Source organism: Citrobacter sp. Cpo045, assembly GCF_030332875.1.
Classification (GTDB): domain Bacteria; phylum Pseudomonadota; class Gammaproteobacteria; order Enterobacterales; family Enterobacteriaceae; genus Citrobacter; species Citrobacter portucalensis.
Map to the genome: position 1 here is coordinate 1 of NZ_JAOWGZ010000086.1, position 15,789 is coordinate 15,789.

The 15,789-nt window shown below is 48.5% G+C and carries 14 protein-coding genes and 1 rRNA gene; 6 read left to right on the top strand and 9 right to left on the bottom strand.

Features of this window, described 5'->3' with window-relative positions; all coding sequences use genetic code 11:
• Positions 1-82: ribosomal RNA gene (rrf, locus tag OGY13_RS25110) — 5S ribosomal RNA — on the top strand; the annotation flags it as partial.
• 118 nt (positions 83-200) lie between these two features.
• On the opposite strand, the gene OGY13_RS06565 is transcribed toward rrf, so the two are convergent.
• From OGY13_RS06565 to OGY13_RS06595, 7 genes are all read right to left on the bottom strand, one after another.
• Positions 201-959: an amino acid ABC transporter ATP-binding protein gene (locus OGY13_RS06565; protein ID WP_003025300.1), complete on the bottom strand. Its 759-nt coding sequence runs from the start codon at positions 957-959 to the stop codon at positions 201-203.
• A 7-nt stretch (positions 960-966) separates the two neighbouring features.
• Entirely contained in the window at positions 967-2,070 is a 1,104-nt protein-coding gene (locus tag OGY13_RS06570) for an amino acid ABC transporter permease (protein ID WP_213752433.1), read from the bottom strand.
• Between the two features lie 9 nt (positions 2,071-2,079).
• Complete coding sequence (locus OGY13_RS06575) at positions 2,080-3,261, bottom strand: amino acid ABC transporter permease (RefSeq protein ID WP_213752414.1); 1,182 nt, start codon at positions 3,259-3,261, stop codon at positions 2,080-2,082.
• Positions 3,262-3,330: 69 nt separating this feature from the next.
• A complete protein-coding gene (locus tag OGY13_RS06580; protein WP_048225761.1) occupies positions 3,331-4,356 on the bottom strand; it encodes an amino acid ABC transporter substrate-binding protein in 1,026 nt (341 codons plus the stop codon).
• A gap of 460 nt (positions 4,357-4,816) precedes the next feature.
• On the bottom strand, positions 4,817-5,038 hold the full coding sequence (locus OGY13_RS06585) for a lipoprotein (protein WP_003025292.1): 222 nt from the start codon (positions 5,036-5,038) through the stop codon (positions 4,817-4,819).
• Positions 5,039-5,308: 270 nt separating this feature from the next.
• Entirely contained in the window at positions 5,309-8,422 is a 3,114-nt protein-coding gene (locus OGY13_RS06590) for an efflux RND transporter permease subunit (RefSeq protein WP_008785975.1), read from the bottom strand.
• An 11-nt stretch (positions 8,423-8,433) separates the two neighbouring features.
• Complete coding sequence (locus OGY13_RS06595; protein WP_060683116.1) at positions 8,434-9,594, bottom strand: efflux RND transporter periplasmic adaptor subunit; 1,161 nt, start codon at positions 9,592-9,594, stop codon at positions 8,434-8,436.
• 413 nt (positions 9,595-10,007) lie between these two features.
• Between OGY13_RS06595 and envR the strand changes: the two genes are divergently transcribed.
• A complete protein-coding gene (gene envR / locus OGY13_RS06600) occupies positions 10,008-10,664 on the top strand; it encodes an acrEF/envCD operon transcriptional regulator (RefSeq protein ID WP_008785973.1) in 657 nt (218 codons plus the stop codon).
• Between the two features lie 45 nt (positions 10,665-10,709).
• On the opposite strand, the gene OGY13_RS06605 is transcribed toward envR, so the two are convergent.
• Together OGY13_RS06605 and yhdJ are read right to left on the bottom strand one after the other, a co-directional pair.
• Positions 10,710-10,874: a DUF2556 family protein gene (locus OGY13_RS06605; protein ID WP_003025279.1), complete on the bottom strand. Its 165-nt coding sequence runs from the start codon at positions 10,872-10,874 to the stop codon at positions 10,710-10,712.
• An 82-nt stretch (positions 10,875-10,956) separates the two neighbouring features.
• Positions 10,957-11,841 carry an adenine-specific DNA-methyltransferase gene (yhdJ, locus tag OGY13_RS06610; protein ID WP_103284658.1) on the bottom strand — a complete coding sequence of 295 codons (885 nt, stop codon included), beginning with the start codon at positions 11,839-11,841 and terminating at the stop codon, positions 10,957-10,959.
• Between the two features lie 272 nt (positions 11,842-12,113).
• Between yhdJ and OGY13_RS06615 the strand changes: the two genes are divergently transcribed.
• The 4 genes from OGY13_RS06615 to OGY13_RS06630 all read left to right on the top strand — a co-directional run bounded on the left by OGY13_RS06615 (position 12,114) and on the right by OGY13_RS06630 (position 15,785).
• Positions 12,114-13,349, top strand: coding sequence for a tyrosine-type recombinase/integrase (locus OGY13_RS06615; protein ID WP_001460096.1), 1,236 nt, complete (start codon positions 12,114-12,116; stop codon positions 13,347-13,349).
• A gap of 294 nt (positions 13,350-13,643) precedes the next feature.
• Positions 13,644-13,823 (top strand): helix-turn-helix transcriptional regulator, encoded by a 180-nt coding sequence (locus tag OGY13_RS06620; protein WP_001439227.1) that lies wholly within the window; start codon positions 13,644-13,646, stop codon positions 13,821-13,823.
• Positions 13,824-13,831: 8 nt separating this feature from the next.
• On the top strand, positions 13,832-14,113 hold the full coding sequence (locus OGY13_RS06625) for a hypothetical protein (RefSeq protein WP_000754198.1): 282 nt from the start codon (positions 13,832-13,834) through the stop codon (positions 14,111-14,113).
• Positions 14,097-15,785 carry a VapE domain-containing protein gene (locus tag OGY13_RS06630; RefSeq protein ID WP_286637571.1) on the top strand — a complete coding sequence of 563 codons (1,689 nt, stop codon included), beginning with the start codon at positions 14,097-14,099 and terminating at the stop codon, positions 15,783-15,785. The genes OGY13_RS06625 and OGY13_RS06630 overlap by 17 nt, the downstream gene beginning before the upstream one ends.
• Positions 15,786-15,789 lie beyond the last annotated feature (4 nt).

Sequence of the window (15,789 nt, forward strand, 5' to 3'; positions counted from 1 at the left end):
CCATGCCGAACTCAGAAGTGAAACGCCGTAGCGCCGATGGTAGTGTGGGGTCTCCCCATGCGAGAGTAGGGAACTGCCAGACATCAAATAAAAGCGAAAGGCTCAGTCGAAAGACTGGGCCTTTTGTTTTATCTGTTGTTTGTCGGCGAGCGCTCTCCTGAGGAGGACAAATCCACCGGAACTTTATCCGGCATATATATTTAATGAATAACCTGCGATAAAAACGCGCGAGTGCGTTCCGATTTGGGGTGAGCAAAAAACTCATCCGGTGGTGCCTGTTCCACAATCTCGCCAAGATCCATAAAGATCACCCGATCAGCTACTGTGCGGGCAAAGCCCATTTCATGGGTTACACATAGCATGGTCATGCCCGATTGCGCCAGACCTATCATGGTATCCAGCACTTCTTTTACCATTTCAGGATCCAACGCTGATGTGGGTTCATCAAATAACATGATTTTGGGTTTCATACACAGCGAGCGTGCAATGGCCACGCGCTGTTGTTGTCCACCAGAGATTTGCCCGGGATATTTATGTGCATGTTCGGCAATGCGGACCCGCTCAAGGTAGTGCATTGCCAGTACTTCAGCCTCTTTTTTCGGCATCTTTTGCACCCAGATAGGCGCCAGCGTGCAGTTTTGCAAGACAGTCAAATGAGGAAAGAGATTAAAGTGCTGAAAGACCATGCCAACTTCTTGTCGGACGCGCTCAATATTGCGGATGTCTTCATTGAGCTCAATCCCATCCACTACTATGCGTCCTTGCTGATGTTCTTCCAGATGGTTAATACAGCGGATAGTTGTCGATTTACCCGAACCGGAAGGCCCGCATAATACGATGCGCTCTCCCTGTTTTACCTTCAGGTTGATGTTTTTCAGGACATGAAACTGTCCGTACCATTTGTTGACGTTTTCCAGCGTAATCATCGCGTCGGTAGACGGCATTAATAATTGGCTCATAAATTCCTCAGTGCGGTGTACGCCCGGTGTTAAAACGTTTTTCCAGATGTTGGCTGTAACGCGACATACTGAAACAGAAGATCCAGTAAATCAGTGCAGCGAAAACATATCCTTCTGTCGACATACCCAGCCACGCAGGGTCCACAGTTGCCTGCTGTACGCTACTGAAGAGATCAAACAGACCGATGATGATGACCAGGCTGGTATCCTTGAACAGGGCGATAATCGTGTTAACCAGACCAGGGATAACCAGCTTGAGGGCTTGCGGAAGAATGACCAGCCCCTGAGTTTTCCAGTACCCTAGCGCCAGTGATTCCGCGGCCTCATACTGACCTTTCGGTAGGGCCTGTAACCCTCCGCGAACCACTTCTGCGACATAGGCCGACTGGAAAAGAATAACGCCGACCAGCGCCCGGATAAGCTTGTCGATACTGGTTCCTTCGGACATAAACAGAGGAAGCATGACCGAGGACATAAACAGAACGGTAATCAACGGTACACCGCGCCAGAACTCAATGAAAATGACGGATAAAACCCGCACGACTGGCATATGGGAACGACGTCCCAACGCCAGTAAAATGCCCCATGGAAGCGCGCCTGCAATCCCCACGGATGCAATAATAAGCGTCAGTGTTAATCCGCCCCACTGCCGGGTTTCTACGCGTTCAAGTCCGAAAAAACCACCGTACATCAGCCACCAGACGACAATCGGATATATGACTGCCCAGATAGCGATATAACGGCCACGGTGGGGAATGGTTTTCCAGAACATCGGAACAATAGAAGCCAGACCAATTATCAGGGCCAGATTTACGCGCCAACGCTGATCGTGTGGATAAAGCCCATACATGAATTGCCCGAAGCGTTCATGGATGAACACCCAGCAGGCTCCCGCTTTGGTACAGTCTGCCCGGGTAGAACCGACCCAGTTGGCCTGAAAGAACACCCAGTTCAACAGTGGCGGGAGAAATGACCAAATCAGCCATACGCATAGCAGGGTGAGCAGGCTATTTGACCAGCTGGAGAACAGGTTTTTACGCACCCAGAGTAGACTGCGGCGTGCCGGATTGCTGCGCTGGCGCGAGGGGTGAGACAGCAGTGCTTTTGTCATCATGGCTCCTTAGCGCTCAATCAGTGCAATACGGCGGTTATAAATATTCATCAGCAAAGAAATACTCAGACTGATGATCAGGTATACCGACATGGTGATGGCGATCGTTTCAATGGCTTGCCCTGTTTGATTGAGTACCGTGCCGGCAAACAGTGAAACCATGTCCGGGTAGCCAATGGCGGCTGCAAGAGAAGAGTTCTTGACGATATTCAGGTACTGGCTGGTCAGTGGGGGTATGATGACGCGTAGCGCCTGTGGAATGATTACCTGGCGTAACGTCACCGGATTTGGCAGACCCAGCGAGCGTGCGGCTTCATGTTGGCCGTAAGGAACGGCCTGAATGCCCGCCCGAATAATTTCTGCAATAAATGCCGAGGTATATACCGAAAGCGCCAGAGTCAGTGCCGCCAGTTCAGGAATAAGCACCATACCGCCACGGAAGTTAAAACCACGGAGCGCGGGAATATCCCAGTGAAGCGCAGTGCCAAACATCCACTGTGAAATCACCGGTAAAAGTACGATCAACGCCAGAGCCGTGGGCCAGGTCCGACGTAGCTGACCGGTTTTGGTCTGATGCATTCTGTTGAAGCGAAATAATCCGATGGTGACGACGAGAGCGATAACGACAGCGGTACAAAAGGCAAAAAAACCTTCTCCCATTTGCGGGGCCGGAATATAGAGCCCCCGGTTACTCAGGAACATCAAATCCAGCGCGTTAACGGCCTGGCGTGGGCCGGGCAGATTACGTAATACGGCGAAATACCAGAAGAAGATCTGCAGCAGCGGCGGTATATTGCGGAACGTTTCGATGTAGATCGTCGAGAGCTTTCGCAATAACCAGTTATCTGACAGGCGTGCCAACCCGAGAAAGAAACCGAGAATTGATGCGAAAACAATGCACAGTGCTGAAACTAACAGAGTATTGAGCAGGCCGACCACAAAGACACGACCATACGTATCGCCTTGCTCGTAATCGATCAGATGCTGGACAATGCCAAATCCGGCGCTGCGATCGAGAAAAGAAAACCCCGAGGTAATACCGCTATTGTTCAGGTTATTTATCGTGTTATGAATGAGATAGACCGCAATGCTGATAACCGCAATGATGGCGAGTATTTGAAATAACCAGGCGCGGACCGCAGGGTTAGAAAAGGATAACGATCCTTTTACGGTTGAGCGGCGATGGAACATAAGAAAACCTCAGTAACTATGACTCTGGGCTGAGCGCCGCAGTTGCGGCGCCCGTTACATCACTACGCATTAGCGCACCGGTGGCGCATACTGAATGCCACCGTTATTCCAGAGGTTGTTCTGTCCACGTTTGATCTTCAGCGGACTTTCCGATCCAACGTTACGTTCAAAGATCTCCGAATAGTTACCAACCTGCTTGATAATGTTGTAGGCCCATTTGTTATCAAGCTTCAGATCCTTGCCATAATCCCCTTCTTTACCCAACAGGTGTGCCATATCCGGTGTTGCTGGATTAGCCGCTTTGTCATCGACGTTTTTCGAGTTAACACCCATTTCTTCCGCATTTAGCATGGCGAACAGCGTCCAGCGAACAATGGAGAACCACTCATCGTCCCCACGACGTACGACAGGTCCCAGAGGTTCTTTAGAAATAACTTCTGGCAGGACGATCCATTCCGCAGGATTGCTCAGCTTGATGCGTAGGGCATACAGCTGAGACTGGTCGGAAGCCAGCGTATCGCAACGTCCAGATTCCAGAGCTTTGGCTGATTCATCCGAACGGTCAAAGGTGACGGGGGTGTACTTCATCTTGTTGGCTTTAAAGTAGTCGGCCACGTTTAGTTCGGTATCGGTTCCCGCCTGAATACAGACCGTTGCACCATCCAGCTCTTTAGCGCTCTTCAGGCCTGCTTTATTGTGGGTAAGAAAGCCAATGCCGTCGTAATACGTTACACCAGTGAAGGACATGCCCATACCGGCATCACGAGAAGAGGTCCACGTGGTATTACGAGAGAGCATGTCGACTTCACCAGACTGTAATGCGGTAAAGCGTTCCTTGGCGGTGAGCGGGGTATATTTTACTTTACTATCATCGCCAAATACGGCGGAGGCAACGCCACGACATACATCAACATCAATACCCGAGAACTTGCCGCTTGCATCGGCGTAAGAAAAGCCAGGCAAGCCGTCGCTGATCCCACATTGCACAAACCCTTTTTTCTTTACGGCATCAAGTGTTGCGCCGGCATGTGCCTGATTTGCAACAGCAAGCAGCACACCGGCCGCAGCCAGGCTGGCGATTATCATCTTTTTCATAGAGCATCCTGTGTGGAGGAATTATTGTTATGGAAACGTTCTGAAAACGTCTTTTACCTGTCTGTGGCTTTGGCCATACTCTTTTAAGCAAAGGTAGTGCCAGTTTTTTGCGCCTGATTATTCGACGCAATATGCAGAGTGTAGACAGGAAAAAATAAATGCAGCGCCCTGAAGTGGTGCAAAATTGAAACGTAAGCCACATTTCGGCGCAAAAAATTTAAAAATCAGACAGGACGCGTGATAACGATTTCTGGCGTTAATATTAATGACGTGAGAATAATGAAAAGAAAATGTGGTGTTACGAAAAACAGAAAAAATGCTAATTTCAAATCGCGGATGTGTGAGTGAAATCTATAATAATTTTATTACATGTCAGGTTCTATTAAGCAACGTTTTGTCTTATATGTAGATTTTATGCTTATTGCTAAAAGCGCGGTAATAACCGCGCTTTTAATATGATTTATTTGGTCAGGGCGACAATCCCAAGCGTCAGTCCGGCAACGGCTGCAGCACCACCGGCGATGGCTCCGGCTGTTTCCCAGTTATCCTGGGTGGTGCCTTTCATACAGGTATTGGTATGAACCAGGCGTCCCTGATCGTCGTATACAGGTACGCAAGGAGAATCGTGTGCACAGCCAGCCAGGAATGCGGTAAGCAGTGCAACGGATATTAATCTTTTCATGGTGTTACCTCAAAATAAGCGTTTCGCTAATTAAGCAAAGACAAACGCTAAGCCATCTGCGAACTCGGCGATTATTTTACCACTTCTTAAAAAAGGACTGACATGAGGAATAATCTCAATTCATGTGGATTGTAAAAATAATGGATAAAAAGAAAGGCTGCAGGCGAGTTTAGAGGGATAGTTTAAATGAAATAAATGGCTATCTTACTAATAAATAAAGAGGAGCATCGTAGGTGAAAAAGGCGTCCGTAGACGCCTTTATTTTACAAATTAATCGTTGTGCCGACTAAAACGCCGTCTTACGACAACAAAGAAGACGGGGACGAAGAAGATAGCCAACAATGTTGCGGTCAGCATTCCTCCCATAACACCGGTACCGACCGCATTCTGCGCACCACTACCTGCACCGTGACTGATAACCAGAGGCATAACCCCCAGAATAAAGGCCAGGGATGTCATCAGGATAGGACGAAGACGCATGCGCGATGCCTCCAGCGTCGCTTCAATCAACCCCTTGCCTTCTTTATCCATCAGGTCTTTGGCAAACTCGACGATCAGGATGGCGTTCTTAGCCGAGAGGCCGATTGTGGTTAGTAAGCCAACCTGGAAATACACATCGTTATTCATCCCACGCAGTGATGCTGCTAACAATGCGCCCACAACACCGAGCGGTACAACCAGCATCACCGAGAAAGGAATAGACCAGCTTTCATACAATGCGGCAAGGCAAAGGAAGACAACGATTAGCGAGATGGCATACAGCGCAGGTGCCTGGTTACCCGACAGCCTTTCCTGATAGGACATCCCCGTCCAGTCATGACCAATACCGTTTGGCAGTTTTTCCGCCAGGCTTTCCATCAGCGCCATTGCTTCACCGGTACTTCTGCCAGGCGCTGCTTCTCCCAGCAGTTCCATAGAAGGCATACCGTTATAGCGCTCCAGGCGCGGTGAGCCGTAGATCCAGTGTGCGGAACTGAACGTGGAGAACGGAACCATTTCGCCATTGGCGCTACGAACATACAGATTATTGATGTCCTCCGGTAACATACGGAACTTGGCATCGGCTTGTACGTACACTTTTTTCACGCGTCCACGGTCAATGAAGTCATTGACGTAATAGCCGCCCAGCGCAGCTGAGATAGTTTCGTTGATATCAGACAGTGAGACACCAAGCGCTTGCGCTTTCTCCTGATCGACATCCAGCTTGAACTGTGCGGTATCCTCGAGCCCGTTTGGACGCACACGAACCAGCAGGTCAGGGTGTTTGGCAACCATGCCCAGCAGTTGGTTACGTGCCTGGGTTAGCGCAGCATGCCCCAACCCGCCCTGATCAATCAGCTCGAAGTCGAAGCCCGTCGCGGTACCCAGTTCAACGATGGCTGGCATGTTGAAAGGGAACACCAGACCATCACGAATCTGACTAAACGCTCGGGTAGCGCGGGCGATAATTGATTCAACGTTATTTTCGTTACCGCTACGTTCTTCCCATGGCTTGAGGCTGACGAACGCCATCCCTGAGTTTTGCCCCTGGCCGCTGAAGCTAAAGCCGTTAACCGTAAAGACGCTTTCAACGTTGGCTTTTTCATTGTTCAGGTAGTAGTGGGTGACCTGATCCAGCACCTTCTGGGTGCGTTCTTGCGTGGCGCCTGCAGGAAGTTGAATCATCGTCAGGAAGACGCCCTGATCTTCCTCTGGCAGGAAGGAGGTTGGCAGGCGCATAAACAGCACCGCCATCCCGATGACGATTATCAGGTAGACGACCAGGTAACGCCCAGTTTTACGCACAATACCGCTGACGCTATTGGTGTAATGATTGACGCTGTGATCGAATTTGGCGTTGAACCAGCCAAAGAAACCGCTTCTTTTCTCGTGATGTTCAGCTGATACCGGCTTCAGCAACGTTGCACAAAGTGCGGGAGTCAGGATCAGCGCGACCAGTACTGAAAGTGCCATGGCGGAAACGATGGTGATGGAAAACTGCCGATAGATAGCCCCGGTTGAACCGCCAAAGAAGGCCATCGGGATAAATACCGCAGACAGCACCATGGCGATACCAACCAGTGCTCCCTGTATTTGTGACATGGATTTTTCCGTCGCCTCTTTGGGCGGCAGATGATCCTCCATCATCACGCGTTCCACGTTTTCCACCACCACTATCGCATCATCGACCAATAGACCGATGGCGAGCACCATGCCGAACATCGTCAGGGTGTTTATTGAGTAGCCAAACGCAGCAAGCACGGCAAATGTGCCCAACAATACGACAGGTACGGCGATGGTAGGAATGAGCGTTGCCCGGATGTTTTGCAGGAACAAATACATGACCAGGAACACCAGCACGATCGCTTCAAACAGTGTTTTTACCACTTCATGAATGGAGATGGTCACAAATGGCGTCGTGTCGTACGGGTAGACCACCTTCATTCCCTGCGGGAAGAATGGTTGCAGTTCAACCAGCTTGGCTTTAATCGCGTTCGCGGTATCCAGCGCGTTTGCCCCAGTTGCCAGCTTGATCCCAAGGCCGGATGCAGGCTTACCGTTAATACGCGCCACGACGTTGTAGTTTTCCCCGCCTAACTCGATACGCGCGACGTCTTTCAGGTGAACAACCGAACCATCGCTGTTCACGCGTAACGTCACTTTGCCAAACTCTTCAGGGTCTTTCAGTCGCGTTTGCGCAATGATAGAAGCGTTAAGCTGCTGGTTAGGTAATGCAGGCGTCCCCCCTAACTGACCTGCGGCAATCTGATCGTTCTGTACCTTCAACTGATTGATCACATCAACCGGCGTGAGCTGATATTTGTTCAATAAGTTTGCATCCAGCCAGATGCGCATGGCGTACTGTGCACCAAACAGCTGCACGTCACCCACGCCATTCAGACGGCTGATTGAGTCTTTAACGTTCGAGGCGACGTAGTCGGAAATGTCATCCTGTGTGGTTTGTGGGTTGTCAGAGACAAAACCCGCGACCATCAAAAAGCTGCTGCTGGATTTCTCGACGCTGATCCCTTGCTGCTGAACTTCTTGCGGCAGTAGCGGAGTGGCGAGCTGCAGTTTATTTTGCACCTGCACTTGCGCGATATCGGGATCGGTACCGGACTGGAAAGTCAGTGTAATAGTCACACTCCCGGCCGAGTCGCTGGTGGAGGACATGTACATCAGGTTATCGATACCATTCATATTCTGTTCGATAACCTGTGTGACTGTATCCTGAACCGTCTGTGCATCTGCACCAGGGTAGGTGGCAGAAATAGCGACCGCAGGAGGCGCAATGGTCGGGTACTGTGCCACGGGCAGTTGCATGATTGCCAGAGCACCCGCCATCATCAGAATGATAGCCAATACCCAGGCAAAGATAGGACGCCTGATAAAAAAGTTAGCCATGTCCGGTTACCTTATTGGGCTTTCGTGGCAGGGGTTTCGGTATCGGCGGTTGCTTTAACCTGAACGCCTGGACGTGCTTTCTGTAAGCCGCTCACGATAACTTTGTCACCCGGTTGCAGGCCTTCGCTGATGAGCCACTTGTCACCAATAGCTTGTGCGGCAACGACTGCGCGAGACTCAACCTGACTCTTGTCGTTAACGACCATTACGGTGGCATCGCCGCGAGGCGTACGCGTTACCCCCTGCTGCGGAACGAGAATGGCATTTGGCTGGACGCCTTCATCAATGCGTGCGCGCACAAACATGCCCGGCAACAGCGTGTGCTGCGGGTTAGGGAACACGGCTCTGAGGGTGATTGAGCCGGTGCTTTCATCAACCGTCACATCAGAAAACTGCAAAGAGCCTTTTAGCGGGTATGACTGACCATTTTCCATCACCAGTTCGACAGTACTGCTGGCGCTGTCTTTATGCAGACTCCCTTGTTCAACGGACTGTTTGAGGCGCATAAAGTCGTTACTGGACTGTGTCACGTCGACGTAAATGGGATCGAGCTGTTGAACGGTAGCAAGCTCAGTAGCCTGGCCATTCGTGACTAATGCACCTTCGGTGACGTTAGATTTACCGATGCGTCCGCTAATTGGCGATGTCACTTTGGTGTAGGCCAGATTGATACGCGCGCTTTCGACCGCCGCTTTTGCCGCGATCACGGAGGCATCGGCCTGACGAGCATCAGCAATTGCCTGATCGTACTCTTGCTGGCTGATGTACTTGGTGCCAACCAACGGCACATAGCGTTTTACCGTTAAATGCGCGATTGCAGCCGCCGCTTCACTCTTCGCCAGTTCACCTTTGGCGCTGTCATAGTCAGCCTGATAAGTCGCGGGATCGATCTGATAAAGTGACTGTCCGGCTTCAATATCGCTTCCCTCAGTGAAATTCCGTTTAAGCACTATCCCGCTGACCTGGGGACGAACTTCTGCAATTCGGAATGCCGTTGTGCGCCCGGGTAATTCGGTCGTTACGGCTAAAGGAGCCTTTTCGACGATATGGACAGTCACCTGCGGTTCTGCGGGATGAGCTTGTGTTTCTCCCTGATCGTTACAACCGGCGAGTAATGCAGCGGAGACGATGATGAATGAGGGCAGGAGTGAAAACCTGGCATTTTTCGTCATTTCTATTCCTTAAAAAACCGAACGCTCGTTATTAACCGGGTAAAGCAGGGGGCGATAACGCGCACAAGAAAAATAATAGTTGGCTATCCTACAAATTATTAGCTTGCGATGTAAGCAATACTTATTTATGGGCACGATACACGGCACGTAAAAGCAAAAAAAGATTAATCGACAGCTGTTTCATTGTGGTGTTAATAGCAATACTATGATTCGCATAAACACAAATTGAAATAAACATTTGGTTTATGAATATATTTGTTGTTGGTATTCGTTTTGTTTATTCGTGTGCAAAGTCCGTAATAATATTTTTTAGAACTCGTTTAAATAAATGCTAAGTGATACATTTGTTCCGTATCGCAAATATTAGATAAGAAAGTTAATCATTCTCTACTCTACCTCAGACAGTCGGAACCATGGCCAGAAAAACGAAAGCTGATGCCCTCAAAACGCGGCAGCACCTGATAGAAACGGCAATTGTACAGTTTGCCGCACGTGGCGTAAGCAATACGACGCTAAACGACATTGCGGATGCCGCCAGCGTGACGCGTGGCGCACTCTATTGGCATTTCGAAAATAAAACTCAACTGTTTAATGAGCTATGGTTACAACAACCACCTTTACGCGATCTTATTCAGGACAAGTTAATTGGTCGTTGGGGTGATAACCCTTTACAGCGATTGCGAGAAAAGTTTGTGGTGGGGTTACAATATATTGCAGAGAACCCTCGTCAGCAGGCATTAATGCAGATTTTATATCATAAGTGTGAATTTCATAACGATATGATATCTGAGCAGGATATTCGCGATAAAATAGGTATCAGTCATCAAAGCATTCGTGATTCCCTGCAAAAGTGTGTCGATGACAATTTGATTGCCACCACTCTTGATTTAGATGTCATCATCATTATTCTGCACGGTAGTTTTAGCGGAATTATAAAAAACTGGTTAATGAATCCAGTGAGTTATGATCTATATGGGCAAGCTCCAGTATTAGTTGATAATGTACTAAAAATGTTAAGCCCAGACGGTAGCGTCATGCAATTAATGCAGAGTGAAAACCAGGTCGGATAGTTTTACCGCCAGAGGCTGACGGCTGTCGAAGTGTTATCTGAGGTGCTATTCGAGGTCGACGCAGTTGACCAGCTTAAGGGGATTCACTGAGTTCATATTCCGGCACTTGTCGTGCTCTGTTGTCATCAGCTCTATCCATTGGATGAGCAGCGCATCAAAAAGAAAAACGAAGACCGCAAAAACAACCAGCCACCAATACTTGCGAATCATTCCTAAACCCTGTGTATTCATGCCCAAGTGTGCAGGGAATATACACGAAATTTTTAAGCTGAAAAGCAGACTTACAATGCCTTTACTTTGTTGAAAGATCGCCACTCCTTGCCGTCAATCGACTCTTTTTAGACAGGTTTTTTGTCTTACGTTTTTTCACCTTGGCAAGCTCAATTTCTGAAAAATGAGAACCGATACTCAGTCTTCTGAGTCCCATTTTTACGTATTCAGTATTGATCTCAATCCCGACAAACTTGCGACCCAATTCCACGGCGGTAGCTCCGGTGGTGAAGCTGCCGGCAAACGGATCCAGTACCTTGTCATCTGGGTTCGAGGACGCCAGAATTATACGCTCCAGGAGGGCTTTGGGTTTCTGGGTGGGGTGGTTTTCGTATTCGTCCATCAGATAGCGTACGCGTGGGAACTCCCAGACATTGCCCGGCACTTTTTTCTGATTGTAGGGCTGCGGCGGGTTTTTTCTGTAGTCTATTAGCGCGCGTTTAGCGCCAGTTTTGGCTTCAACCAGAATATCGTCACGATTAAATGTGTAGTTTTTCTGATCTTTTACCATCATCAGGATCGGTTCATACATCGAACCAAAGTAATTTTTGGCCTGTACTCCTGAGCTATCGTATGACCACACGATACGACTCTTGATGGTAAAAAGCGGGCGGCATTTGAGATCGATGTACGGCATGTTCTCCGTACTGTTCATGATGTACATGGTGCCGTGTGGTTTGAGGATGCGATGGCACTCGTCGATGCACTCAAACAACCACGCCAGAAAGGTCTCTTCGTCCCAGGATTCAACCATCCCGTCAAAGTCTTTCCCGATGTTATAAGGAGGGTCAGCAAAAATGAGTTCGACGCTTTCAGACGGCAGTTTTTTCAGTTCAGTTAGCGCATCGCCCAGGATTATCTTTTTAGATTCATCGCCAAAATAGACAGGTTCACATCTCGCGTTCATCGCCAAAGCCTCCCGTGTGACGTCAATAAAAAAGGCGCTTCCCCATGCCGAGTAGCGCCTTTTAAAACAAACATTTAACTGATTAGTATCAGTTCATGCCGTATTGTAAAATACAGAGTCATTATACGTAATTTATTATCACTCTAGATAATTTGTATTCATCATAAATAATTGATGCGGAAAGAGATATTTATTTTTTATTGGCTCGCATTGTATCATCAGTTATCAGTTACTCCCTGCATACAGTTGTCAAAAAGGTTGTCATTAACTCTATGGCCGAAAATAAACTCTCAGATGTTCAATTGCGTGCGTTAACCCGCAAAGTCATCGAAAAACCTTTTGATGTTGCTGACGGTGGCAGCCTTTCTGTTCGCGTTACACCATCAAGGCGCAAAATCCTTGATGGCGAGAAGAGACCGGCCAATAACATCCAATGGTTGTTCCGTTATAAGAATAAGCATAAAAGCGCCAATACTTTGACGCTAGTGCTGGGCAAGTATCCTGCCTTATCTCTTGCTGAGGCGAGGGTGAAACGCGACCAATGCAAACGGTGGCTTGCTCATAATCTAGATCCTAAAGACCAGTTTGACCAAGAGTCAGCAAAAACCATGAAACCTGTCACTATCAGGGAAGCATTGGAACGCTGGATTAATGAGTACGCGGCGGAAAACCGGGTCAACTTTGAAAGGCATAGACGCCAATTCGAAAGACATATTTATCCTTTCATCGGCGAATTGCCACTTGAACAGTGCTCTAAAGCAAGATGGATGGAGACATTTAGCAGAATCAAAAAAGTCGCGCCGGTAGCAAGCGGCTACATATTAGGTAACTGCAAGCAGGCGTTGATTCACAACCGCAGGCTGCACGATGTTTACAGTGATGCGCTGGAGGATATCAAAGTTACTGATGTTGGAAGAAAGCAGTCAAAACGTGATCGTGTTTTAACTTCTGAAGAACTTAGTGGCCTTTGGAATGCGCTAAAAAGCGAATATGCGTTTCTACCTTACTACACCGCGCTTTTAAAATTGCTAATAGTGTTTGGTGCAAGAACACAAGAAATTCGTCTTTCGACATGGTCGGAATGGAACGTGAAAGAATGGATTTGGACAGTTCCGCGAGAACATAGCAAGGGTGGGGAGAAAATCATCAGACCCGTGCCTGAATCTATACAGCCATTTATTTTACAGCTACGCCAAAATCATCTTGATAGCGGAATGCTGCTTGGTGAAATGAAGAAACCCGAAGCTGTCAGCCAGTGGGGGCGTATCTTATACAGACGATTAGAGCATTCAACGCCGTGGACGTTGCATGACCTGCGCCGCACTTTTGCCACCAGTCTAAATAACTTGGGGATAGCCCCGCATGTGGTTGAACAGTTGCTGGGCCACTCAATGCCAGGAGTGATGGCGGTGTACAACCGTAGCCAGTACATCCCGGAAAAACGGTTAGCCTTGGACAAATGGATAAAATATTTAGAAAAAATAAACCTTTTAAAATCAGATAATTAAAAATTGATGATTATATAGAGTTATGTAGCGTTATTTGCAGTTAAGTTTATGAATTTAAAGGGTATTTACTGCTGATACAATTTGAGTATTATTGTCATGTAGTAATAAAAAGCCCCCAGCAGAACTGAGGGCTTGAATAAGGCGGGGATCGGTTCACGTCGCCAAACAGAAAACCGAACCCCTTAATACCAAAAAGCCGGTGAAGGCTGTAATGGTCGCGTTCTTTGTTAACGCAACATAATCATAAATCATTACAGACCACATATCCACCGGCCATGTTTTGAGGGCCGTAAGATGGAATTACTGACTGCTAAGCAAGTCACAACACTAACAACATTATCCCGCATGACTATCTGGCGCTATATCCAGGCTGGCACGTTTCCTAATTGCATAAAATTAGGGCCAAAACGCGTGGCCTGGCGGCGCAAAGATGTTATGGCGTGGCTTGAAAGCCGCCAGCCAGTACAGCGCTGAGGTGGCTTATGAAGAAAACAACCGTAAATCAGGCTATCAGTCGCTATAACAGCCTGTTGCGTAACCCACAGCGCCAGTTAACCGTTGGCGAACTTACCGCCCAGCGTATGGCGGCAGCACAATTATTGTTGCAAGCATGCATTCGCGAAGGTGTAAACCGCCCGTGGACTATTGTTTCACGTCACGCCGCTATGGCTGATAGCCTGGTGCCGTTTCGAATCAGCGATTCTGAATCATGGGCGATGTATCTGGAGTTAAAACGCGGGGTGCGATATGAGAAACGCGCCTAACGTTAAGCTATTACCTAAAGACCCTTTTACGGAAGCAATTATTTTTGCCGGTTCTGACGCTTGGAGCCATGCCAAGGGCTGGGAAGAAGGAATGGGTAAACAAGTTGCCGGTGACACTACTCCTCCTGTCTATCTTGGGCCAGGACAACTGGATGATTTAGATAATCTACGAATTATCGACGATGGTCGCCGGTCTGCGCGGGTATATCTGGCTGGTGATATTAAGCAACTTCAAATCAGCACTATTGCTGACAAGCTGGCAGTGGCTGGAGTTAAGGAAGCCCGTTTATTTAAAGGCATTACTGACCGTGAACCGGAAAAATGGAACATGGACAGGCTTAGAGACGCCGCCCTACGCGGTGAAAGCCTGGTGGGCATGCTGCGCAAAGAAGAACGAGCAACCGCCGCAGCAACTGTAAAAGACATTCACGATATGGCTCCTGTATTAATGACAACCTGGCCAAATATTGGAAGCAATGGCCAGCCTTTAAACACACGCCCTAATGTTGAACGTCTATTAGATAACTACAGCATTTCTGCAAAATATAATGAGATTAGCAAGGACGTTGAGGTTTTAGTACCTGGCGTTAGTGGCGGTTCAGATGCTCGCGATAACTGCGCTGTGAGTGAAATTTTAAGCCTCGCCGCACTGAACCGGTTACCAATGAGTAATATTGAAGGTCATATCAAAACTATCGCTGTGCGCAATACTTATAATCCTGTCAGGGATTTCATCAATCAACGTGAATGGGATGGACGAAGCCGATTTGCAGACCTGCTGAATACTATCAGCACGCCAGATGACTACAGTCGCGATCTGCTGGCCATGCTGGTGCGTCGTTGGTTGCTGTCTGCCGTGGCGGCTGCTTACTTAGAAGCGGGTTTCTGGTCCAAAGGCGTGCTGGTTTTCCAGGGCGAGCAGTCACTGGGTAAAACAGCATGGTTTAAAGCGCTTCTGCCCCCTGACAATCGCAACCTGGTTAAGGTGGGAGCAACTATTGACCCCGGCAATAAAGACAGCGTGGCCAGCGCAATTAGTCACTGGCTTGTTGAGCTAGGCGAATTGGATGCGACGTTTCGCAAGGCGGATATTGCCAAGCTCAAAGCATTTATCAGCCAGGACCGTGATGACCTGCGCCGCCCTTATGACCGGCTTGAATCGAAGTACCAGCGCCGCACCGTGTTTTTTGCGTCAGTGAACCCGAAACACTTCCTGGCCGATGACACCGGGAACGTTCGCTGGTGGACCATTCCTGTAACTGCCGTTAACTACGAGCATGGCATAGACACACAACAATTATGGGCCGAAGTTCTTTCCTGGTTTGAAGCAGGTGAACGCTGGTGGCTGGACCGTGATGAAGAAGCCATGCTGGAAGTCGTGAACGAACAGCACGGGCAAACTGACCCGATTGAAGAAATGATATTGGCGCGTTTTGATTGGAACAGTGATCGCCTGGCTGCATATATAGAAATGACTGCAACGGATGTTCTGTTGTCTATTGGGCAGGATCGGCCAACAAAATCCCAGGCAACGCAGTGCGGTAACATTCTGCGAAAACTGACAGGAAGGGATGCACGTAGAACAAGTAAAGGGCGTTTTTACCTAATGCCACCGAAAGTTTTTGGACAGCAAGACCATCGCTATTTTGATGGGCCTAACCACCAGTTTTGAGGTA

What these genes read in the sequence shown, in the direction of transcription:
- OGY13_RS06565 (WP_003025300.1), bottom strand. Translation starts at nt 959, where the DNA reads ATGAGCCAATTATTAATGCCGTCTACCGACGCGATGATTACGCTGGAA.
- OGY13_RS06570 (WP_213752433.1), bottom strand. Translation starts at nt 2,070, where the DNA reads ATGACAAAAGCACTGCTGTCTCACCCCTCGCGCCAGCGCAGCAATCCG.
- OGY13_RS06575 (WP_213752414.1), bottom strand. Translation starts at nt 3,261, where the DNA reads ATGTTCCATCGCCGCTCAACCGTAAAAGGATCGTTATCCTTTTCTAAC.
- OGY13_RS06580 (WP_048225761.1), bottom strand. Translation starts at nt 4,356, where the DNA reads ATGAAAAAGATGATAATCGCCAGCCTGGCTGCGGCCGGTGTGCTGCTT.
- OGY13_RS06585 (WP_003025292.1), bottom strand. Translation starts at nt 5,038, where the DNA reads ATGAAAAGATTAATATCCGTTGCACTGCTTACCGCATTCCTGGCTGGC.
- OGY13_RS06590 (WP_008785975.1), bottom strand. Translation starts at nt 8,422, where the DNA reads ATGGCTAACTTTTTTATCAGGCGTCCTATCTTTGCCTGGGTATTGGCT.
- OGY13_RS06595 (WP_060683116.1), bottom strand. Translation starts at nt 9,594, where the DNA reads ATGACGAAAAATGCCAGGTTTTCACTCCTGCCCTCATTCATCATCGTC.
- envR (WP_008785973.1), top strand. Translation starts at nt 10,008, where the DNA reads ATGGCCAGAAAAACGAAAGCTGATGCCCTCAAAACGCGGCAGCACCTG.
- OGY13_RS06605 (WP_003025279.1), bottom strand. Translation starts at nt 10,874, where the DNA reads ATGATTCGCAAGTATTGGTGGCTGGTTGTTTTTGCGGTCTTCGTTTTT.
- yhdJ (WP_103284658.1), bottom strand. Translation starts at nt 11,841, where the DNA reads ATGAACGCGAGATGTGAACCTGTCTATTTTGGCGATGAATCTAAAAAG.
- OGY13_RS06615 (WP_001460096.1), top strand. Translation starts at nt 12,114, where the DNA reads ATGGCCGAAAATAAACTCTCAGATGTTCAATTGCGTGCGTTAACCCGC.
- OGY13_RS06620 (WP_001439227.1), top strand. Translation starts at nt 13,644, where the DNA reads ATGGAATTACTGACTGCTAAGCAAGTCACAACACTAACAACATTATCC.
- OGY13_RS06625 (WP_000754198.1), top strand. Translation starts at nt 13,832, where the DNA reads ATGAAGAAAACAACCGTAAATCAGGCTATCAGTCGCTATAACAGCCTG.
- OGY13_RS06630 (WP_286637571.1), top strand. Translation starts at nt 14,097, where the DNA reads ATGAGAAACGCGCCTAACGTTAAGCTATTACCTAAAGACCCTTTTACG.